Below are 20,495 nucleotides of genomic sequence, written 5' to 3'. Positions count from 1 at the left end.
GATCAAGCATCTAGCCTCAACAGCTCCGGCTCGGTGCGCCCGAACAGGGGACGCGCTCACCTCTCCAGATAAATCTTTCCATAAAGAGACCGAGACTCGGCGTTTCGCATCCGTTTCACTCGAACCTTGATCCAGCGAGGAACCAGCCCCCGGCAGCAGACGTCGACCGTATGAGGCAGACGTGAAATGGCCGTGCGCGGCTCCAGGACAAAGAGCTTCTTCGACAGGTACCAGGCTGCGGAAGGCCGCCCTTGAACCAAAGCTCTCACGGCAAGCCCATTGATCGTGTCAAGCAGATGGGCATTGAGATCGCTCCCAAATTGCGGATATTTCTCGCGAAACTCGGCTAGGACAATTTCATACGAACGAAACATCTGCATGACATCGCTCGACATGTTGCCGATCGTCCTCCGGTAACCCACTAGATGTTGGGGCACGACACGAAACTCGTAATTCTCCGCTATTCTGAGGCACATTAGAAGATCTTCGCAGCCTTGTGCGTTCCTCGCCCTCAGGGAAGGATCAAACTGTCCCGCCCGCTCGAATGCGGAGCGACGTAGAAGCATCGAACTTCCGTTACCGACAAAGTTGTTTCTGCACATGCGTTGCAGCACGCGACCATCGGCATCGGGCTGTTTGAATGAAAATATCCGACCGTCCTCGTCGATCTCCGCAAACCAGCAATATGCCAGGCCAGCTGACGAGCCTCCTTCCTGCAGGACGCGCAGTTGCAGTGCGATTTTGGACGGAGCCCAAAGATCATCCGCGTCCACGAACGCTAGAAACTCCGCATCGGTGGCAGCGGCGCCGCTGTTGCGTGCGTGCGCAACACCCGCGTTCGGCTGCCTGAAAAGGCGTATACGCCGATCTTGCTCGGCATAGGCGGCCACGATTGACGCGGACCGGTCCGTCGACCCATCATCCACTACGATAATGTCCAGCGCCTGGTGGCTCTGCTGGCAGATGCTGGTCAGCGTCGGGAGAATGGTTCTCTCGGCATTGAACATGGGCACCACGACGCCTATTACAGTGGCATTGTGCTGGCTCATTTGCCTTCGTCTTCTCTCACGACGTGGTAAAATGGCACATCAGGGCCGGTAGTTCCATCAGATTTCACTACTTTAGCTGATGAGGATTCAACCACGACGGCCGAGCGGCAAGGCAGAGGCCCCGGCGAGCTCCACTCAGCACTCCTGGAAGCGATAAGTAGCGGCTTCCGGACTTTAGCTGGATATTTAGGAACTCCGATTGTGAAGGTGAGTGAGGAACCTCCCGAACCGCCCGTCGCGGCATTCCGCTGCCGAAGCCATGCAGCAGTCGCAGCATCGGTGAAACAGGCGTCCACGACTACAACGACAACGCCCCGGTCGAGATCGCCGGCTGCCCACGCATGCACGCGATTCAGCCGTTCATCGTTCAATCACCGCGATCCAGGACATACCGCTATGGCGATATGGCACGCGATCTCCAGGGCCGCCGACCATTTCTACCAAGACGCAACGCCAAAATTACCTCCGGTCGCCGTGGGCCACCCGCAACTGGAAACGATGGCGGGCGTTGCTGTGACGAACAGGATATAAGCCTATCTGGCAGCAAGCCTGGTTGAAGAAAGCCCGACGGTCATGAAACCAATGAACGAAGAGCATCTCGCAGTGNGCTGTGACGAACAGGATATAAGCCTATCTGGCAGCAAGCCTGGTTGAAGAAAGCCCGACGGTCATGAAACCAATGAACGAAGAGCATCTCGCAGTGCTACGCAGGCACATGGTCGAGATGATTGCAATCCATACCGACCTTGCAAGCGAAGAACTCGGCAAGGCGGCGCTCGATGAGCGCGTGATGGCTGCGATGCGGCGAGTGCCGCGGCATCTCTTCGTGCCAGCCTCGGTTGCGCCTTATGCCTACCAGGACATGCCGCTGCCGATCGGCTTCGATAAAACCGTCTCGCAACCGTTCATCGTCGCTCTCATGACCGATCTCCTTGCTCCCCAACCGCACGAGGCGGTGCTCGAGATCGGCACCGGGCTGGGCTACCAAACCGCAATCCTCGCGGAACTCGCCGGGCACGTTTGGAGCGTTGAAATCATCGAGGAATTCGCAAGCCACGCCGAGACTCTCCTGCAGCGCCTCGGTCTATCCAATGTCAGCATTCGTGTCGGAGATGGGTCTCGCGGCTGGCCTGAGCACGCCCCATTCAACAAGATCCTGGTCACCGTGGCGGCCGAGCGGGTGCCGCCGGCTTTACTTGATCAGCTCAAGCCGGGGGGACGCCTGGTTCTGCCTGTCGGACCTGAGGAAGTGCAGTTGCTGACGGTCATCGACAAGGATTCGGCAGGGCAACTGAAGACTCGCAAACTCATCCCGGTTCGGTTCAGCCGGCTCGAAACGGTCTAATGAGGGTGCGGACATCTGGCCCCACAGGGTCAGCAACTTCGCTATGGCCAGAGATGACGCAGGCCGCGCGAGGATTGTTTTTAATCCGACTGTGCCCGCGACAGCGCCTCGCGTTTCCGCCGCCCAAAATCAGTATGGGGTCTCGCGGTCTCACGGCTGCTTCGCGTCCGCTCGTTTGAGCATCGCAAATGCGCGATTGATCCGTTGCACAGCTGTGGCGTTTGCCAGCAGTGCGTAAAGCGCGAACCCGCCCGTTAGAATCCAGGGCGAAGCGGCGCTCATGGCGGTCGCCAATCCGTCGGCGACTAGCAGCACGCAAATGAACACCAGGCGCTCCATCCGTTCGAAGAAATCGGGCCACGCGTGGTTTTCTATAGGGATTTCGATCGCCGTCCGCGCCTTGGCGTAGCTGGTGAGGATCCCGCCGGCGAATGCGATCATTGCGATCGCCCACAGATCGGCGACCCAGCCTATTGCCGCAAAAACGGCAAGCTCCTGATAACGGTCGGCCATGGCGTCGAAATAACCACCGGCCTTGGTGCTCATATGTCTGCGACGGGCAACCGCGCCGTCCAGCGCGTCGAAGGTGAAGGCAAACGCGAGGCAAAGGCCAAAGGCAAGGCTTGACTGGTGGTATAGATAGGCGGCGCACGACAGGGCGACGAGCACTAGCCCGCCTGATGTAACCTGGTTCGGGGTCATGCCGATCCCGACCAGCGGAGAAGCGGCATGCTCCCATAGCGGGTCGATACGACGTTTCATGAGACCGGCGATCATGATTACTCGGCTCCTCTGATGATGTCGTTGCGCGGAGCTTAACCGGCAAATTGCGGGTTCGTTCCAGCCAATCGGCACCGTTCGAGTTGGTCAACGCGGGCCGAGACCGGCTCAGACGTCTTTCCCGGCTCAACCCAGCAGGGTTTCCTTGGCGAATGCGGCCAATGGATTAAGGTAGCCAGAGGCTGTCAAGTTGGCGGCGAAACGGAAAATTCGCAATTCGTGGGGAGGCCGTCCGAAACTCCATGCGTAAATTTCTGCCCAAGTTTGCTTACCTGCTCGCGACCTCTGCCGGCGCAGGATTATCTCCGGTATGGCCGGGCACGGTCGGCGCGGGCGTCGGAGTGGCTCTTGCCGCGGTCCTGATACCTGCATCGCCTTGGCTGATCGTGCTTGCCTACATGGCCGTATTTGCCGTGGGAGTATGGGCGTCGTCGCATGTCATCTCCCGTACCGGGACGGAGGATCCGCAGATCGTCGTCATTGACGAGACTTTCGGCACCGCCGCAACGCTTTCCATGCTGCCGCTCGACCCGGTCTGGTGGGCAGCAGGTTTCCTTGCTTTCCGGTTTTTCGACGTCGTCAAGCCTTGGCCCATCGGCGTCGTGCATGAGAAAGTAAGGGGTGGGGTCGGCATCATGCTGGACGACGCGGCTGCGGCTCTGGTCGCCGGCGCGTTGCTGCTTTTGCTGAACGATTTGATTCAACGTTTGCCGTAACCTGCCACAGTCGAGGGAAAAACAGACCTCTCTCCACTAAAATCTGCCGCAGCAGCGCTAGGCCGCAGCACCGCGCGGCCGCGCCAAATCGTTCGTTCCCTCCGGATCCGGCGCTTGGCCATAGCTCATCTTCTTCATCTGCTCGATCACCCGCGCCATCTCCTCGTCGGAAAGGACCGGCGGCTCGCCAAGGGTAAGCGCCTGGACATACATGCGCGAAAGGGTTTCGACCTCGTTCGCCAGCCACAAAGCGGCTTCCATGGTCTTGCCGAGCGAAATCTGGCCGTGCTGGCCGAGCAGGCAGGCGAGCCGATCCTTGAGTGCAACCAAGGCATTGTCGGACAAGGCCTGCGTGCCAAAGGTTGCGTACTCCGCGCAGCGGATGGTCGTACCGCCCGCCACCCCTGTCATATAATGGAAGCTCGGGATCGTCTTGTGATGGCAGGCCAGCGTCGTGGCGTAGAGCGAGTGACAATGCAGTACGACGTTGATCTCCTGCCGCTCCCTCAAAATGTCACGGTGGAAGCGCCACTCCGACGAGGGCCGTCGGCCGACATAGGTACCGTCAAAGTCCATCTCGACGATGTCTTCGGGCGTCATCGTTTCGTAGGGCAGCGACGAGGGCGTGATCAGGAAACCGTCGCTGGAGCGCACCGACAGGTTGCCGGCATTGCCCTGGTTGATACCGCTGGAGTTCATCCGGCGGCAAACATCCACCATTTCGCGGCGCAGAGCGCTGTCATCAGTCATCGATCGTTCCTTTTGCTGGTCTTGCCCTGTTGCAAGTTGTTTCGCTTGATCAGTTCGCGCCACCGCTGTGCATAGGCTGCGAGGGCCTCCTGCTCGCCGGCAAAGGCGGCCGGCAGGCTGAGCGCGATCGGAGCCGGCGTGTCACGAGTTTCATGCTCGCCAAGTAGCGCCGCACCCGAAGCGGTGCCATAGGAGTCGAGGTTGTAGACCGTTTCGGCGTTTGGCCGCAGCGCGGCAACCAGTGTGGCGTAGAGCGGGTCTCGCAGGAAGGTGCCATCCAATGCAACCAGCCCGTTTTCGTTCAGCGCATCGATACATTCCACCGTCAGCAGCGCGGCGTAGAGCACTGCGAGCGCCTTGCGCTCTGCAGGGGTTTCTGCGGGCGGCCCCTCAAACCGGCCGCGCCCGGCGCTGCCTGGAAACAGGCCGTCATCGTCGCCGAACGACGGCAATGCGAAAGTGCCCCGCTCAATCAGCAAACTGACCAGCGCAGCGTCGGCGGCATTTCCTTCTTGCCCCTGCCCTGCCACATGACTGAACTCACGTCCGCCCATGGTCAAAACGCCGCCGACCGGGCGTCCTGCCACGTCGCTGTTCAGCACCATTCCGCGATTTTCATCGAGTTGGTCGAGAGGTGTCGCCGCGCACATTCCGACAATCCAGGTTCCGGTAGAGATCACGCAAGCGTCGCGCATGCCTGCCGCCTGATAGCGGTAGAGGTTCAGGCTGCTGTCGTGGCCGCCGGTCAGGATAGAAAGCTCTTCCGGTATGCCGTGCCGGCGCGCCAGATCCTGCCGGATTGGCCCCAACCTCTCCCAGGCCGGATGAAATGGTGGCATGAGGCGCTGCCATCCCTGCCCCGCCACAATGGGCGCCCACTGCTTGCGCACATTGTTCCACAGATGGGATTGCGCCGAGAGGATCGTCGTTTCAGCCGATGGCACGCCTGACAGCCGCCAGGCCCAATATTGGGGCAAGCCGAGATACCAGCGAGCCTGAGCGACGCGCTCCGGATAAACCTGCTGCATCCAGTACAGCTGGCGCGCCTGGTGGGCGGCCTTCAGCATGATCGAGCTGCCGCGATCGAAGAAATCGCCCGAAAGCGGCGCATAGCCATCGCGAATTGCCGGCGGCAGATCCTGCTCGTAGTCAATCATCGGCAGGGCGGAAGGCTCGTCGGGATCTGCGTTCACCAGAACTCCCGCGGAGCCATGTCCGGTGCCGACCATTTTTTCCAGCGGATGATGCCGGCACAAAGTGGCGAGCGAGCCGAACAGCCAGTCGCTGATGCCGTTGAGATCGTGCTGCCGCCAAGGTGGACCGGGCCGCACTTCGTTGTGGACAGAGAGGCTCTCCACGAGCACGCCGTCGAGCGTCATCGCGGAGAGCTTTATGTTGGTCTTGCCGACGTCGAAGACGGCAATCCTTGCACCGTCCGCCTTCTGCCCATCACCCATCGTGTCAGATCAGACCGTATTGGCGAGCCTTGTTGCGCAGGAACGGCAAGCCATTGCCCATCACTTCGGCCTCGTCCTTGGCGACTGGCCGCCAGACCGAGAGACCGTAGGAGACTTCCGGCGGCATATTGATGAAACTTTCCATGGCAAGTCCGCCCTTGAAGCCGATCGCCGCCAGCGTTGCGTAAATCTCGTCCCAAGGGCAGTTGCCGGTGCCTGGTGTGCCGCGATCGCTCTCAGACAAGTGGATGTACTTCAGGTGGTCGCGGGCGGCCAGAATGCCATTGGCGGCCCCCTTCTCCTCGATGTTCATATGGTAGGTGTCGAGATGAACAAAGATGTTGTCGGCCCCGACTTTCTCGACCATCCAGACGGCCTGCGCGCCGGTATTGATCAAATGGTTCTCGTAGCGATTCACCGCCTCGATTCCGAGCTCGATGCCGCGCTTCTTGGCGTGCTTGGCGGCGACGGTCAGCACATGGGCGATGTTGTCGTATTCCTTGTCGGTGGGTGGCAGGCCGGTGCGTTCGCCGATACCGCCGAAAATCACGCCGGAAAGCGCCAGCGCGCCCATTTCCGCAGTCTTGTCGATCGCCACTTCGAGATGTTCGATGGCGGCATCCGGCCGCACCGAGGCCCAGGCGCGCTCCGGCAGGCCAAGCGAGCAAACGGCAGGAAGATTGTGCTTTTCGAGCAAGGCGCGTGTATGCGCGGCATCAACCGCCGGCGCGTTCAGAAGCGCGATCTCGATAAAGTCCATCCCGTATTTGACCGAAGCCGCGATCGCCTTCTCGGCGCCGGCCCGGTCCCAGTTCATCGTCCACATCGAGGTGTGGACCCCAAAACCATGCATCTAACTCATCCTCTGTTTGTGTTTAGGAATTTGAGGCGCCCGGCAAGCCAGCGCAGGATCATCACGGTGATCATCAGGATGCCCCAGACTGCCGTCGCAAGATGCTGGCTTGCGCCCATCAGATTGAGTCCCGAGGACAGGAGCTGGAGCACGACCAGCGCAACGAAGACCGGGATCACCCGACCGAAGCCGCCGAACGGATTGACCCCGCCGAGAAAGCAGGCAAGCACGGTGATTAGCAGGTAAGACTCGCCGTGGCCGACACGCACCGAATTGAAGCGCGCCAGCATGATGATGCCGGCGACTGCGCACATCGCGCCGGACAATGTGTAGACGAGAACCTGCACCTTGCGCGTGTTGATACCGGAATAGCGCGTGGCCTCGATGTTGGAGCCGATCATGTAGGTGTTGAAGCCTAGCTTCATGCGCGTCAGCAAGACGTGCCAGATCAGCACGCAAGCGATGAAGATGAGCAACGGCACCGGGATGCCAAAAATCGAACCGTAGCCGATCGGCGCGAGGAAGCCGGGAATGCCGGACACGTCGCCGCCGCGCGTCAGGAATTCGCCGAGACCGCGCAGGAAGATCATCATCGACAGCGAGACCAGGATCGGGTGAGCCTTGGTGTAGGCGATGACGAGCCCCATGATCAGCCCGCTCAGTGCGCCGACCGCGACGGCAAGGACCGAGCCAAGCACAAAGGCGCCGATGCCCGCGTCGACGCCTCCCTGGCTTTGCAGTACCCAGGCCAGCGTCAGGCCGGCCATGTTGGCCGTGAAGGTGATGGCCAGGTTCAAGCCGCCGGTCAGGATCGGCAGCAGCATGGCAAGTGTGAGGAGGCCGAGTTCCGGCAGCTGGAAGGCGACGGATCCAAACGTAGCGCGGGAAAGAAAGTTCGGCGCGGCAAAGCCGAATACGATCATGACAGCTACGAACGCGGCAAACGGACCTGCAAGTTCGGGGCCGAGCGCGTTGCGGACGCGTTCAATCAAAACCGTCATGAAGGCACCCGTCGGCTTTTCAGGAACGGCAGCAGGCGTTCGATGCTGGTGTTCGACAGGGTGATTGCGGCAAGAATGATGGCGCCGACGATCATCTTGAACGCGAAAGGCGACACACCCATCAAATTTAGTCCGTTCTGGGTAATCGAGACCAACAGAACGCCCAGAATGCAGCCGAGCACGCTGCCCTTGCCGCCGCCGAGCCGCGCACCGCCAAGGACTACGGCTGCCAGGACGTCGAGTTCGCGCCCATAAAGGGCATTCGGCACAACTTCCTGCGCGTAATGCGCTTGGACGAGGCCGGCGATGCCCGCCATCAGGCCAAGCCAGCCGAAGGCGATAAATTGCATGGCACCGATATTGATGCCGAAACGGCGCGCGCCCTCCGGATTGTCGCCAAATGCGTAGAGTTGGCGACCAGTGGTGGTGCGCGTGATCGACGCCCAGGTAGCGAACACGCAGATCGCCATAATGAGCACAGGCAGGGTGATCTCCGCCCAGGTCCCGTCAGCCATCTCTCGCTCGAACAACACGACGCGGGTGGTGAGCCAGTCCGGCAGGTTGTAGATCGACACACCGCCTGTGAAAAACATCAGCAAGCCGAAGAAAATGTTGAAAGTCGAAATCGTGGCGACGATCGAGATGATCCTGAACCCGTGGATCAGGAAGGCGTTGATGCAGCCCAACGCGACGCCCAATGCGCCAGCGATGATGAAGCCGACAATCCAATTCCCGCCGCCGATCCAGCCGAGGACGGTCGCGGTCAGATATTGCACAACGGAGGCAGCAACAGCGAAGGAGATGTCAATGCCGCCGGCGATCAGCACGACCAGCAGGCCGACGGCGAAGATGATGTTGACCGAGCTGGTGTTCAGAAGGTCAAACGCGTTGCCGAGGGTGAAGAACCGGTCTGTCGCGAACGAAAGGAAGACGCAGATGACTGCGATAACGGCGAGCAAAGCCAGTTCCGTTGCGTGGGAGCGGACAAACCTACGCATAGACCGCCTCCTCCATCGCCTGGAGGGTCGTAGCGCCCGGCGTAAATTCGCCGACAATGCGCCCCTGAGCCATGTGCAGCACACGGTCCGCGTTGAAGTAGACTTCAGGCACCTCGTCCGAGATCAGGATAATCGCCAGGCCGCTGTCCGCCAGCTTGGAAACAATATCGAAAATGCCGGCGCGCGCACCGACATCGACGCCGACCGTCGGTGCGTCGAGGATAAGCAGCTTCGGATCGGTTGCCAGCCATTTTGCAATGGCGACACGTTGCTGATTTCCCCCTGACAGGGTCGAGATCGCGTCGTCCTGCTTTCCGATCCTGACGCCGAGATCCCTTATCCAGCGATTGACCAGAGATCGCTTGCGCTCGCTCGAAATGAAACCGCCTGAAAGGATCTTGTCCAGCGAGGCGATGACCATGTTGTCGGCGATTGCCTGGGGCTGAATGAGACCGAGCGACAGCCGGTCTTCCGAAAGATAGGCGACGCCGGCGGCGATCGCGTCACGGTTGGAACCGAAGCGAACGGGTTTGCCATCCAGGACGACAGAGCCCGATTTCGGCTTGCGCATGCCAAACAACGTCAGCGCCAGCTCGGTGCGCCCTGCCCCGAGCAACCCGGTGATGCCGAGCGTCTCACCGCGCCGGACTGTCAAGGACACGTCTTCGAATTCGCCGGGCCGCGACAGCCCCTTAACCTCGAGCATGACCGGGCTCTTGCTCAAATCGCGGTGCAGGACGGAATAGTCGAAGGTCTTGCCCGTCATCAACTCGGTGATGTGCGATTGGGTCAGGCCTTTGGTTGGATAGACGCCAACCAGCGCGCCGTCGCGAAGTACGGTGACGCGGCTGGAGATTTCGAGAACCTCCGCCAGGCGGTGACTGACGAACACAACGGCGACGCCCGACGCCGACAGATTGCGCACAATGTCCAGCAGATAGTCGGTTTCGGATTGGGTGAGCGACGCCGTCGGCTCGTCCATGAAGACGAGCTTCGCCTCGCCGACGAGCGCGCGCGCGATTGCTACGATCTGCCGCTGTGCGATGGGAAAGTGGTGGAGTGCTAGATCGACATCTAAGGTAACACCAAGACGTTGCAAGGCGTTGATCGCGACACGGCGCATCACGGCATAGTTCACCAGCCGCGGCCAGCGGCCGATGACGGTCTGGAACGCGATATTCTCGGCGACAGTCATCTCGGGAAACAGGGCGAGGTCCTGCCAGATGACCTGAATTCCGCCGGCCTGCGCCGTAACCGGCGACATATGGGAGTAGCTCTGGCCATCATAGTCAATCACGGCGCCCGCCTCGGGCTTGTACACGCCCGTAATGACCTTGATCAGCGTGCTCTTGCCGGAGCCGTTCTCGCCGGCCAGGCAATGCACCTCGCCCGGCAGCACCTCAAAGTTGACATTCTTCAGCGCCTTCACGCCGCCGAACGTCATATTGACGTTGCGGAGCGACAGCAGCGGCCGTGATGCGGCGCCATCGAGTGCCTGATCAGCCATCGAGTTGAAACCCTGGATCCAATCGCGTTTGCAATCCTGCAGCCGGGCCGGCTCGACGCCGGCCCGGCTGCCATTAGTTTGAGGCCTTACAAGCCCATCGCCGCGAGATCGTCGACAGTGTCCTTGTTGATTGGGACCAGCTGATCGACGATGATGTTACGGTTTTCGAAGTCCGGCTTGACTGTCCCTAGCCCTTCGATCGTATCGCCGTCCTTGATCTCGTTGCCCTTCATGAGATGGTCAGCCAGCGTGACGAAAACCTCGCCCGCCTGCTTCGGATTCCACATGAAGCCGCCGGAGATCGCGTCGCTTTTGATGAGCTTCCGGCCCTGGCCTGGCGAGAATGGTCCGAGCACGAAAATTTCGCCCACCTTCCGGCGCTCTTCTATTGCGCGGCCAGCGCCGATCGGGCCTTGGCTGCCGAAGGCGAGGAAACCTTTCAAGCCTGGATTGGCGGAAATCAGGTCAAGCGCAGTGCTGCGGCTCTTGTCTACATCCTCGGCGACGCCATAACGTTCGCCGACAAGCTTCATCTCCGGGTTGTTCTTCTTCAGATATTCGATTGCCGCATCGGCCCAGGCATTGTGCAGCGGCACCGTCAGCGAGCCGACGAACACTGCGTACTCACCCTTGCCGCCCATCTTCTCCGCCAGGAGCTTGGCATGAGCCTCGCCGAAGCCGGTCGCGGACGCGAGTTCGAAATCCCAGTCGGCGCCCTTCTGGCCAGGCGATTCATGCGTGATGACGATGATGCCGGCGTCCTTGGCCTTCTGCAGGACTGGTTCAAGCACTTTCGCATCATTCGGCACGACGCCGATGACCTTGACGCCCTGCGCGATCAGATCCTCGATGGCGCGAACCTGCAGTGCTGGATCAGCGCTGGTCGGGCCGACCATGAATGCGTCGATCCCGAGCTTCTGGCCGCGCTCCTTGATACCCGCCTCCATTGCGTTGAACCACGGAATGCCGCCGATCTTGACGACGACGCCGACCTTGCCGGCCTGCTGTGCCATCGTAGCGAATGATCCGCCAATCATAAGGGTCGCGGCAAGCGCCGCGATCATGAGCTTTTTCATCTGTACTCCTCCCATAACGTTCCTAGTGGGAACACACTCGGGCCGTCGAACGACGGCGGCCGTTAGAAACCTCCCCGAAAGAGACGGGGCACTTCCCCATCGATCATCCACCGGTTTTCGCTTGCACAATCGATGGTGCAGAAACTATTGTGCATCGAGAAGCTCTCGTCAAGCGGGATATTGCTCTAAATAGACGCGCCGGAGGCGCCAGATGGATCAGCGGGTCAAGAAGAAGGCGACGATCTATGACCTATCCGTGCTATCGGGCAGTTCGCCGTCGACCGTGAGTGCCGTGCTGAACGGCACTTGGCGCAAGCGCCGCATCAAGGAAAGTACGGCGCAAACAATTCTCGGCCTCGCCGAACTCCACCAATACACCACCAATCTGCAGGCGCGAGGCTTGCGACGCTCGCGATCGGGCCTGGTCGGCCTGATGCTGCCCGTCCACGACAATCGCTACTTCTCGTCCATGGCGCAGACGTTTGAGGGGCATGTGCGCAGCCGCGGCCAGTGCCCGGTCGTGGTTAGCGCCAGCCGCGATCCGGAAGAGGAACGGCGGACCGCGGAGACGCTGATCTCCTATTCAATCGACCAGCTCTTCATCGTCGGCGCCACCGATCCGGACGGCGTCCACGAGGTCTGCGAACCGGCGGGGCTGAGGCATATCAACATCGACCTGCCGGGAGCGAAGGCGCATTCGGTGATCAGCGACAATTACGAGGGCGCGCGGATGCTGACGGAAGCAATCATCCGCCGCTTCGGCAATGATGATCCTCTGCGGCCGGACGAGCTGTTTCTGTTTGGCGGCCGCAACGACCACGCCAGCCGCGAACGCATCGCCGCTTTCCATGCGACCAAGAAGGCACTGCTGGGCGCCGACCCTGAAGACGGTGTGCAGTCCTCCGGGTACTCGCCTGATATAACCTTGCGTGCCTTCGAGGCGTTTTACCAACGCCATGGCAAGCTGCCGCGCGCGCTGTTCATCAATTCGTCGATCAATTTGGAAGGTCTGCTGCGTTTCATGGCGGGCCGGCCGGCGGAGATGTTTAGTGAGCTCGTCGTCGGTTGCTACGACTACGATCCGTTCGGCTCCTTCCTGCCCTTCTCGGTAATCATGGTGCGGCAGAATGTTGAGGCGATGATTACGAAGGCGTTCGAGCTGATCGATGGACCGACGACGACGCCACAGACCTTCCTGATTGCGCCAGAGTTGATCCAGCCCAGGTCTGCGCTGAAAGGGCCGCTCGACACTCTGAAGGATATAGCGTGAGTGCGAAATGGCGCGACAGGACGACCCTGCACGCCCTGAGATTTCAATGGTTTATCATGCCCCGATCGGCATTGAGACCGATGCCGAACCGCCGCAGAACCTGTTCTCCGAAAGTGCCATCGGCCGCCTTCTCCTGGCTGCTTCGCTCACAGTGATCCCATATTGGAGCCACGGTCGCCATCTCCCGTGCAAACCTATCACGAAAGTGTCGCCGTCTTCACTGTGAGCCCAATACGGGGCACGTGGGCGCAGGCAAAAGACCGACAGCAGCGAGCATTAGAAGCGATATCGGATTCCAAGAGTGTTCGCATTAGAACCCTCTTTCATATCGCCAATTGTGCCATTGGCGCCGGATCTATGGTGGAGTTGGTAGACAAGTTCGACATTGGGAGCTTGCCTGACTCTGAAAGAAAGCTCCGCACCAACGAAGCCGAGGAATGATGCATCGCCATCGTAGCGGATTTCGCGATCGCGCTCGATCTCGGTAGGGGCTGTAACGGCACTGAATCCAGCTGTCAGTGCGGGCGCAATCGCCAAATCACCAATGACAAGGCCCTGGTGGCGAAGTCGCGCTCCGACCCAAAGTTCGCCGGACGTATCATCGTCTTCGCCAAACCTTATCGCCGCGCCGGTGACGCCACCAAGAACGAAACCAGCGCCTATATCGACGAGATCGCGACCGTATGCGGCCCCGATTATATAGTTGTTCGTGTAGTCGGCACCAAAAACGTTGATCGTATCCCCGAAGGCCCCGCTCGCAAACACGCCACCAAAGACATAGACATCATTCTTCGTCGGCAGACCCTCTGTGAAAGGATCTTGGGTCGCAAAATAAATAAAGGGAGAATTGTCATCGGCAAGTCCAGAACTGACTGAAGTGCTCAAGATCACCGCAGCCAGGGCCACTTGCAGTCCACGCATAGACAAGCTCCGAATCAATCCATTTCCATGGTTGGCAATTGCACAGGGAAAAACAAGGTACGAGTTGGTTTATCGCCAAAATACTGGATGCGGGTACATCCTAGTGGCTCGAACCATTCTTTAGGCTTTGCCGGGCGCGCGCAGGTGACCTTCGCCACAGGCCGTAACGGGCGCAGTCTTCGGCCGCCGGCCTAACAGTAATGGCATCAGCCTATACCAATTCACGTCCGTTGCAGCGTTCGACTGACCCGATCATCATTGATGGATAGGATTCCTGTGCGCCTTTTTTCCGGACGGCAATCGCCGACGCCGCGACGCCCCAGCAAGCGGCGTCGTAGGCGGACTTGCCGTCGAGCAAGGCGACGGCCATTGCCGCGATAAACGCGTCGCCTGCACCCGTCTTGTCGACCACATCGACCGACGGGGCGAGAATTTGCATTGCGTCGTGATCCAGTGCGAGAAAGCAGCCACCGTCTTCGAGCTTAACGCATGCTATCTCCACCCCGAGCGCATTCAGTTGGAGCGCCGCTCGGGCCGCATCGTCATTGGTGGCGATCGGCAGGCCAAGCAGATCCGAAGCCTCCTGCTGGTTTGGCGTAATCGCGCAGAAGCGACAGAGTTGCGACCGATCGATTTGGTCGGCGAATGTCGGGTCGACCAGGACTCTGAACCCACGTTCTTGCGCTGTCGCGAAGGCGGCATTCAGGACTGGCAAGGGAATTTCAAAGTCAGCAACGAGTATCGATCGATCAGGAGAATTCCTGATGGCTGCCACGACGTGGTCAACGGCCGCGTCATTCCAGGACATGTTGGCATTGGACGCGGATAGAATGGCTTTCGTGCCGTCCTTCGGAACCGCCACGATGGCAATGCCAGTCGGGACGTCGCGGGCGACGCCGACGGACCCGAGGTCGAGCTCCGCCGCCTTCAGCGGACCGACTGCGATCTCCGCGAACTGGTCGTCGCCGACGCGCCCGATAAGCCTCGTCGGAACGCCGAGGCGATGGGTGAAATACGCAACGTTGGCGGCTTTGCCGCCGGCGCGTTGGGCGAAGCCGCTGGCCCTAACGGTGCCGCCATCGCCAAGGGAGCCCTGAGCGTCGAACTGCAGATCGGCATTGATGCTGCCAAGCGAGAGCACGATCGGGCGCGGCAATGAAACCTCCTCAACCATTTCGTGCGGAAGTGAGCGACTGACCAAGGAACTCGTGAACAGACGGAGGGTTCCGGGGTCGGGCCGGCGGAACGCGCTGGTGCCTATTGCGACGGCCAAGGAACCCGCCGCCGACCAGATCGTTTGCGATCTGACCCAGACTAATCGCAACGGAGGCAGACATGCTCGACATGCCGCATGCTCGCAACTGCGACGCGCACATAGCCGGTCGGCAGTCCGCTTGGGCCGAAGCATGCCAAGGCCGGAGCACCCGATACTTATCCGTTCGGGCTCTAGATCAGCGTTATGCTGCGCGACGTTGACTATGTCCTGCGAAAACTCGACTGGATGCGCGCCGAAGGCATCTGGCCCAACGGCCTGCGCTATCTCTGGACCGATGCTTTTGGGGTCGTGCTCTATGTCTCGCTTTACAAGGAGCTCGGCGAGGAACATTGGCTGGGTGAGGCTGAGCGGCTGGTGGCGGAGGTCGAGCGTGTGCTCGGTCGTCCGCGCGGATTGAGGATCGGCGAAGCGGCATATCGCGACGGACAGTATTTCCACTACCTGGCGATGTGGCTGTTCGCCTTGGCGCGTCTCGGCGATCTGAAACCGCAATACCGCGCGCGCGGCATTGAGCTGGCGCGCGACATTCATCCGGCCTTCGTGATCCCCGGCCGCGGCGTGATCTGGAAAATGCAGGAGGATTTGAGCAGTCCTTATCCCGGTTACGGTCTCGGCAGCATGGACGCCTACGATGGTTACGTCTCCTACCGGATGCTCGATGAAGACGCACTGGCGCCCGAGATCGCGCAGATGCATGACCTGATGGAGCGCGACTGGCGCACCCTCGACATCGAACAGGATCTCGGCCTCGGCATGATGCTGTGGCTCGCCCACTTCTTTCCCGCCGAGCCATGGGCCAAAGCGCAGACGAAACGTTCGCTGCGGAATTTGGAAACGATGTGGGTCGACCCGCCGGGCTATTTCAGCCGCGCGCCGTGGCTGCCCGATACGAAGTTCGCCTTCACCAATTACGGCGTGTCGCTGGGCCTGCAGGCCGCCGGCGTCTGGCCCGAGCTTATCGGGAGGTTGAACACTTTCTTCGAGAATTGGCGCTCCGGCGACGAATACGATCGCGAGGCGATCACCTGGGTGATGGCTTGCACCTCGCATCTTCCCGGTGCGTTTGTGTCTTCCGGACGGCCAAACAACGACTAAAGACGGTAAATCCGGAACGTTTTCGCGCCGGCGCGGGTTGTCGATGGAGATGCCTCGAAGCGCATGGGACGCCGGTGAAATGGCCATTCTTTCGGGAAAACCGGGAAGCTGTTGGGTGGCGGCAGCCACCGCTACGAACTATCCCCCGCTCGAGGGCTCGATCCATGCGGAGGCCGTTGTCGTGGGTGCCGGGATTGTCGGGCTCACGACGGCGCTTCGCCTTTGCGAGGCCGGTCGGTCGGTGATCGTCGTCGAAGGCCTGCGGACAGGCGGCCAGGTGACCGGCCGCTCGACGGCCAAGATCACGACGCAGCACGCGCTGATCTATCGCCATCTCATCGACACTTTCGGGCGGGAACTGGCGCAAGCCTATGCCGATGCGAACTCCGCCGGCGCAGTCCAGATCCGGGAATCGGTTCGCAATTATGCAATCCCCTGCGATCTCGAGAACAAGGACGCCTATACCTACACCTGCGATGCAAGCCAGCGCGCGGAGATCGTGGCCGAGGCAGAGGCCGCGCGCCAAGTTGGGCTGGACGCCGATGTTCTCGAGCGCGCGCCGCTGCCTTTCGAAACGGCTGCCGCTTTGCGTTTTTCCGACCAGGCGCAGTTCAATCCGGCGATGTATCTGGTTGGCCTGGCTCAAGCCGTGACGGCCCGTGGCGGACGGATTTTCGAAAACAGCCGCGCGATCTCGATCGGCGAGGCAAGCCGCTGGCGCGTCGTCACCGACAGCGGAACCGTTCACGCCGAGCATGTGGTTGTCGCCACCAACATGACGGTGAAGAGCCCCGTCGGTATGGCGAACCGGACCCAGCCGCGCTGCCACACTGCCATGGCGTTTCGGATCGATGACCCTCTTGCTGTCGACGGCATGTTCATCGGCATCGACGATCCGACGCATTCCATCCGCACCGGCCGCGATGCCGAAGGCCCGCTGCTGGTCGCGCTCGGCCCCAAGTTTGACACGGGCCAGGACGGCGACGTGGCGAATCGGTTCGTCGAACTGGAACAATGGGCAAGAATGAGCCTTCCAGTTGGGGACGGTGCGTGGCGCTGGTGTAACGAGGACTATGATACGGCCGATAGAGTTCCGTATGCCGGCGAACCCGATCCGGACAAAGCCTCCGGTTTTCATATCGCCACGGGATTCAACGCCTGGGGCATCACCAATGGAACAGCCGCAGGCGCGATGATCGCGGATTTGATCTGCGCTCGGCCGAGCCCATGGCAAAAACTCTACGATCCGGCGCGGTCTTACCCCGAGGACTTTCATAAGAATGGCGGCAGCCAATCGATTGTCTCAAGCTTCGACGACATCGTGCCCGGCATGGGCGGTGTGATCGTCAGGGGTGACGAAAAGATCGCGGCGTGGAGAGACACTGAAGGGGTACTGCATCCCGTTTCGGCGACATGCACCCACAAGGGCTGCACCGTGACCTGGAACAACGCGGACAACACCTGGGATTGTCCTTGCCATGGCTCGATTTTCGCCGCCAACGGTTCGGTTATCCACGGCCCGGCTCGAGAACCGCTTGCCCCGGCAGCGCTGTAAAAAGCCGGCGACTGGACTGACCCGGCCCGGCGTTACCGTGCGTAGGTTCCGACCAGCTCGGTCTGCTCCAGCGCATGCTTCTGGGCTTCCTTCCAGACATGCTGCACGCCCGCCTGTCCCGGCACACTGAGGCTCGGCACGTCGAGCGCGGCCAGCCGGAAATGATAATGATGGACGCCATGTCCCACTGGCGGCTGCGGGCCGTCGTAATAGGCATTGCCGAAATCGTTGGTGCCTTGCCGAAGTGCCGAGGGCCCTGGCTTGCCATCTTGCGCCTCGGCGAGTTCGCTGGCATCAGGCGGGATATTGAACACCGCCCAGTGCCCGAAAATCCCGCTCGGCGCGTCGGGATCCTGCACGACAAGAACAAGGCTCTTCGCACCATCCGGGACACCGGACCACTTCAGCGGCGGCGAGACGTTCTGGCCGTCACGGGTATACCTTTCAGGGATTTTCCCGCCAGCCGGGAACGCCGGGCTGATAAGGGTGAGTGGCATTTCTATTTCCTCAAAGAAGCGTTACTGCCGAGATCTGGCGCTGTTCACGCCGCTTGCTGAGCTTCCGCGACGCGCCTGATTTCTGCCGGCAGGGATTCCCAAACCTTGATCATCTGGCCCTCTCCCACATGGTGAGCGAGCACCTTGGATACGACCCTGAATGCATCCTTGGAATCGACCGGTCGGGTGAATTCCAGCTCCGCCTTGATTTTGGCTAGAAACTCGTCGAGCGACCGCAACTTCTCAGGGGTCTTGGAAGGCTGATATTGGTCGTAATAGGCGCCGCGCACGAGGATCGGCAGCTGCGAGCCGAGGTGGGCTGCAAGATCCGGTTGCATGCGGTCCCGCAGGGCGTGGAGCACCGCTCCAAGAACATGCCATGCGACCTGCCGATCCGGTCCCATCTCGGTCATGATCTCGTCGAGCCAGATGTTTGTGGTCTGCAGCGTCTTGTCGAATACGTCGAGTCCGGTGGCGCTCATCGAAGCCTCCTTTTCAACAGTTTGAATGACTCATTAGACGAAACGACCGTGGTCGGCTGTTGTTCCCGTTGCCAGCCCCGTTTGTCAGCCTAAGAGGCGATCTCTCGCGAAGGAATGTGATCTATCCGGCCAAGCTTGCGCTTCAATGTGTTCCCGTCAAGATTTGGCCCGTCAAGATTTGGGCATGGCCACGGCAACGAAAAGCGACTCCCCTTGTCTGTCGATGCGGAACAGGATGGGCTTGTTCTGTTGGCGGGATTTCGCCCACTCCTCTTGGACGTCCGATGGCTGTGTCACATTCCGGTTGTTGGCCGAGACGATCACGTCCCCAGGCCGGAGGCCGTTTTGGCCGGCGAGGCCGTCCGGCGCCACTTCTTGCACGAACACCCCGGTGGTGCCCGGCTGGAGTCCGAGCTGCTGGCGCGCCTCGTCGGGGATCGGGCTGAGCGACAATCCAAGACGCGCATCCGCCGTTTCCTGCTTTGGAACGGCGCCACTTTGTACCTCCTCATCGTCGCGCTGACCGACGGTCAGAGCTATTTCCTGTTGGTTGCCCCCGCGGTTCCTTGTGAGCGTCGTCTTCGTCCCCGGCTTTTGGCTCGCAACCGCGAGCGTCAGATCGTGGACGGTCCGGATGTCCTTGCCGTTAAAACGCGTAATCACGTCTCCCGCCTGTATGCCCGCCTTCTCCGCCGGACTACCAGGTTCGACCGAAGCGACCAGCGCTCCATTGCTGCCAGTTACTCCAAGCGCCTCGGCAATCGACGGAGTGACCTCCTGGAGGCGCACCCCAATGAAGCCACGCTCGATCCGGCCGGTGCGGATCAACTGGTCGACGATGCTCCGGGCGGTGCGGGATGGAATCGCAAAGCCAATTCCTATGCTGCCGCCTGAGGGAGACACGATGGCCGAATTGACCCCGATGACTTCGCCGCGCGCATTGAACAGGGGACCGCCGGAATTGCCCCGATTGATTGAGGCGTCCGTCTGGAGAAAATCGTCGTAGGGACCGGCCTGAATGTCGCGCGAACGGGCCGAAAGCACGCCGACGGTGACGCTCCCACCGAGCCCGAACGGACTGCCGATCGCGATCGTCCATGCGCCGGGTTGTACTGCATCGGAGTCACCCCAGGCGGTCGTCATCATATTGGGCCGTGGATCGACCTTAAGCACGGCGATGTCGGTTCCCGGATCGCGGCCAACCAGCTGGGCGGGCGAAGTTTCCTTGTCCGAAAAAACAACGTGGATCTCAGTCGCGTCGGCAACAACATGGTTGTTGGTGACGATATAGCCCTCTGGACTGATCACAAAGCCGGAACCAAGAGCCTCCCGCACCTGCGGTTGCACCGGTCCCGGGCCGCGGCTATCGAAAGGACTAAGAAAGTCGTTCAACGTCGCCTGGCCTTGGATAATCTGTCGGGTGGTTATTGCGACCACGGCCGGAATTTTCTCGCGCACGATCGCCGTGAAGTCGTTCGGGATTTCCTCGGCTGCGAGCCCGCCGACCGAGAACATCAGAATTCCGGTGATCAGGCCGGCGCAGAGTCTTTTGTTCAACACCGGAGACATGGTCTGCGACTCCTTCAGCGTTCAGTGATCAAGCATACGACCGTTCCAGCATGAGCCAGCGGTTCACCAGCGGATTACGACAACCTTGTCGTTTCCGTTGGCGAGCTCGACAGCTTCGGTGCCATCCGGTTTGCGGCTTTCGATCCGGGCACTGTCTATTGTTTCTATGCCAGCAATGTTGGCCCCAAAGGCCTCGTCGATCTCGGCGGCACAGACCAGAGTATCCGGTGGCAGGTTCTTCACTTGGTCCATCAACTCGCGAAGCCTCATGGCAAACCTCCTTGGCAGGGCTACGGGC

Annotated in this window: 20 protein-coding genes; 5 read left to right on the top strand and 15 right to left on the bottom strand. The window is 60.6% G+C overall.

Translation table 11 applies throughout. From position 1 onward, the window contains the following. Positions 1 to 56: 56 nt before the first annotated feature. The gene (locus CIT26_RS06130) at positions 57 to 1,049 is read right to left on the bottom strand and encodes a glycosyltransferase family 2 protein (protein ID WP_095491741.1); all 993 of its coding nucleotides are present in this window, start codon (positions 1,047 to 1,049) and stop codon (positions 57 to 59) included. 670 nt (positions 1,050 to 1,719) lie between these two features. On the opposite strand from CIT26_RS06130, the gene CIT26_RS06125 reads away from it, so the two are divergent. Continuing rightward, on the top strand, positions 1,720 to 2,394 hold the full coding sequence (locus CIT26_RS06125) for a protein-L-isoaspartate(D-aspartate) O-methyltransferase (RefSeq protein WP_095491740.1): 675 nt from the start codon (positions 1,720 to 1,722) through the stop codon (positions 2,392 to 2,394). Between the two features lie 150 nt (positions 2,395 to 2,544). On the opposite strand, the gene CIT26_RS06120 is transcribed toward CIT26_RS06125, so the two are convergent. Beyond that, positions 2,545 to 3,096 (bottom strand): CDP-alcohol phosphatidyltransferase family protein, encoded by a 552-nt coding sequence (locus CIT26_RS06120; protein ID WP_280951099.1) that lies wholly within the window; start codon positions 3,094 to 3,096, stop codon positions 2,545 to 2,547. Positions 3,097 to 3,416: 320 nt separating this feature from the next. Here CIT26_RS06120 and CIT26_RS06115 point away from each other — a divergent pair, with 320 nt between their 5' ends. After that, on the top strand, positions 3,417 to 3,890 hold the full coding sequence (locus tag CIT26_RS06115; RefSeq protein WP_095491738.1) for a phosphatidylglycerophosphatase A family protein: 474 nt from the start codon (positions 3,417 to 3,419) through the stop codon (positions 3,888 to 3,890). 57 nt (positions 3,891 to 3,947) lie between these two features. Here the strand turns inward: CIT26_RS06115 and CIT26_RS06110 are convergent, their stop codons facing one another. The 7 genes from CIT26_RS06110 to CIT26_RS06080 form a co-directional block, all read right to left on the bottom strand. Next, positions 3,948 to 4,640 carry a class II aldolase/adducin family protein gene (locus CIT26_RS06110; RefSeq protein ID WP_095491737.1) on the bottom strand — a complete coding sequence of 231 codons (693 nt, stop codon included), beginning with the start codon at positions 4,638 to 4,640 and terminating at the stop codon, positions 3,948 to 3,950. Next, the gene (locus tag CIT26_RS06105; RefSeq protein ID WP_095491736.1) at positions 4,637 to 6,097 is read right to left on the bottom strand and encodes an FGGY family carbohydrate kinase; all 1,461 of its coding nucleotides are present in this window, start codon (positions 6,095 to 6,097) and stop codon (positions 4,637 to 4,639) included. The genes CIT26_RS06110 and CIT26_RS06105 overlap by 4 nt, the downstream gene beginning before the upstream one ends. 4 nt (positions 6,098 to 6,101) lie before the next feature. After that, a complete protein-coding gene (locus CIT26_RS06100; RefSeq protein ID WP_095491735.1) occupies positions 6,102 to 6,950 on the bottom strand; it encodes a sugar phosphate isomerase/epimerase family protein in 849 nt (282 codons plus the stop codon). 5 nt (positions 6,951 to 6,955) lie between these two features. Then, positions 6,956 to 7,951 (bottom strand): ABC transporter permease, encoded by a 996-nt coding sequence (locus CIT26_RS06095; RefSeq protein ID WP_095491734.1) that lies wholly within the window; start codon positions 7,949 to 7,951, stop codon positions 6,956 to 6,958. Continuing rightward, on the bottom strand, positions 7,948 to 8,949 hold the full coding sequence (locus CIT26_RS06090; RefSeq protein ID WP_095491733.1) for an ABC transporter permease: 1,002 nt from the start codon (positions 8,947 to 8,949) through the stop codon (positions 7,948 to 7,950). The genes CIT26_RS06095 and CIT26_RS06090 overlap by 4 nt, the downstream gene beginning before the upstream one ends. Then, positions 8,942 to 10,456, bottom strand: a complete 1,515-nt coding sequence (locus tag CIT26_RS06085) for a sugar ABC transporter ATP-binding protein (RefSeq protein ID WP_095491732.1) — start codon at positions 10,454 to 10,456, stop codon at positions 8,942 to 8,944. The genes CIT26_RS06090 and CIT26_RS06085 overlap by 8 nt, the downstream gene beginning before the upstream one ends. Positions 10,457 to 10,542: 86 nt before the next feature. Continuing rightward, positions 10,543 to 11,532 carry an autoinducer 2 ABC transporter substrate-binding protein gene (locus CIT26_RS06080; RefSeq protein WP_095491731.1) on the bottom strand — a complete coding sequence of 330 codons (990 nt, stop codon included), beginning with the start codon at positions 11,530 to 11,532 and terminating at the stop codon, positions 10,543 to 10,545. Positions 11,533 to 11,743: 211 nt separating this feature from the next. Here CIT26_RS06080 and CIT26_RS06075 point away from each other — a divergent pair, with 211 nt between their 5' ends. Further along, on the top strand, positions 11,744 to 12,802 hold the full coding sequence (locus CIT26_RS06075; protein WP_095491730.1) for a LacI family DNA-binding transcriptional regulator: 1,059 nt from the start codon (positions 11,744 to 11,746) through the stop codon (positions 12,800 to 12,802). 276 nt (positions 12,803 to 13,078) lie between these two features. On the opposite strand, the gene CIT26_RS06065 is transcribed toward CIT26_RS06075, so the two are convergent. Further along, positions 13,079 to 13,723, bottom strand: a complete 645-nt coding sequence (locus tag CIT26_RS06065) for a hypothetical protein (RefSeq protein ID WP_095491728.1) — start codon at positions 13,721 to 13,723, stop codon at positions 13,079 to 13,081. 211 nt (positions 13,724 to 13,934) lie between these two features. Beyond that, complete coding sequence (locus tag CIT26_RS06060) at positions 13,935 to 14,879, bottom strand: PfkB family carbohydrate kinase (RefSeq protein WP_167391293.1); 945 nt, start codon at positions 14,877 to 14,879, stop codon at positions 13,935 to 13,937. A gap of 303 nt (positions 14,880 to 15,182) precedes the next feature. Here CIT26_RS06060 and CIT26_RS06055 point away from each other — a divergent pair, with 303 nt between their 5' ends. Together CIT26_RS06055 and CIT26_RS06050 are read left to right on the top strand one after the other, a co-directional pair. After that, the gene (locus CIT26_RS06055) at positions 15,183 to 16,094 is read left to right on the top strand and encodes a hypothetical protein (RefSeq protein ID WP_095491726.1); all 912 of its coding nucleotides are present in this window, start codon (positions 15,183 to 15,185) and stop codon (positions 16,092 to 16,094) included. Positions 16,095 to 16,173: 79 nt separating this feature from the next. After that, the gene (locus CIT26_RS06050; protein WP_095491725.1) at positions 16,174 to 17,649 is read left to right on the top strand and encodes an FAD-dependent oxidoreductase; all 1,476 of its coding nucleotides are present in this window, start codon (positions 16,174 to 16,176) and stop codon (positions 17,647 to 17,649) included. Between the two features lie 32 nt (positions 17,650 to 17,681). Here CIT26_RS06050 and CIT26_RS06045 read toward each other — a convergent pair whose 3' ends face one another. The 4 genes from CIT26_RS06045 to CIT26_RS06030 form a co-directional block, all read right to left on the bottom strand. Next, complete coding sequence (locus CIT26_RS06045; protein WP_095491724.1) at positions 17,682 to 18,146, bottom strand: YbhB/YbcL family Raf kinase inhibitor-like protein; 465 nt, start codon at positions 18,144 to 18,146, stop codon at positions 17,682 to 17,684. Between the two features lie 44 nt (positions 18,147 to 18,190). Then, positions 18,191 to 18,628, bottom strand: a complete 438-nt coding sequence (locus CIT26_RS06040) for a DUF2267 domain-containing protein (protein WP_095491723.1) — start codon at positions 18,626 to 18,628, stop codon at positions 18,191 to 18,193. 171 nt (positions 18,629 to 18,799) lie between these two features. Next, positions 18,800 to 20,197, bottom strand: a complete 1,398-nt coding sequence (locus CIT26_RS06035) for a Do family serine endopeptidase (protein WP_095491722.1) — start codon at positions 20,195 to 20,197, stop codon at positions 18,800 to 18,802. A gap of 63 nt (positions 20,198 to 20,260) precedes the next feature. Beyond that, entirely contained in the window at positions 20,261 to 20,467 is a 207-nt protein-coding gene (locus tag CIT26_RS06030; RefSeq protein WP_095491721.1) for a sugar phosphorylase, read from the bottom strand. Positions 20,468 to 20,495: the final 28 nt, after the last annotated feature.

It is taken from the genome of Mesorhizobium temperatum, from assembly GCF_002284575.1.
Classification (GTDB): domain Bacteria; phylum Pseudomonadota; class Alphaproteobacteria; order Rhizobiales; family Rhizobiaceae; genus Mesorhizobium; species Mesorhizobium temperatum.
The sequence above is the reverse complement of the archived record's forward strand: the minus strand, read 5'-3'. Positions and strand labels throughout refer to the sequence as shown.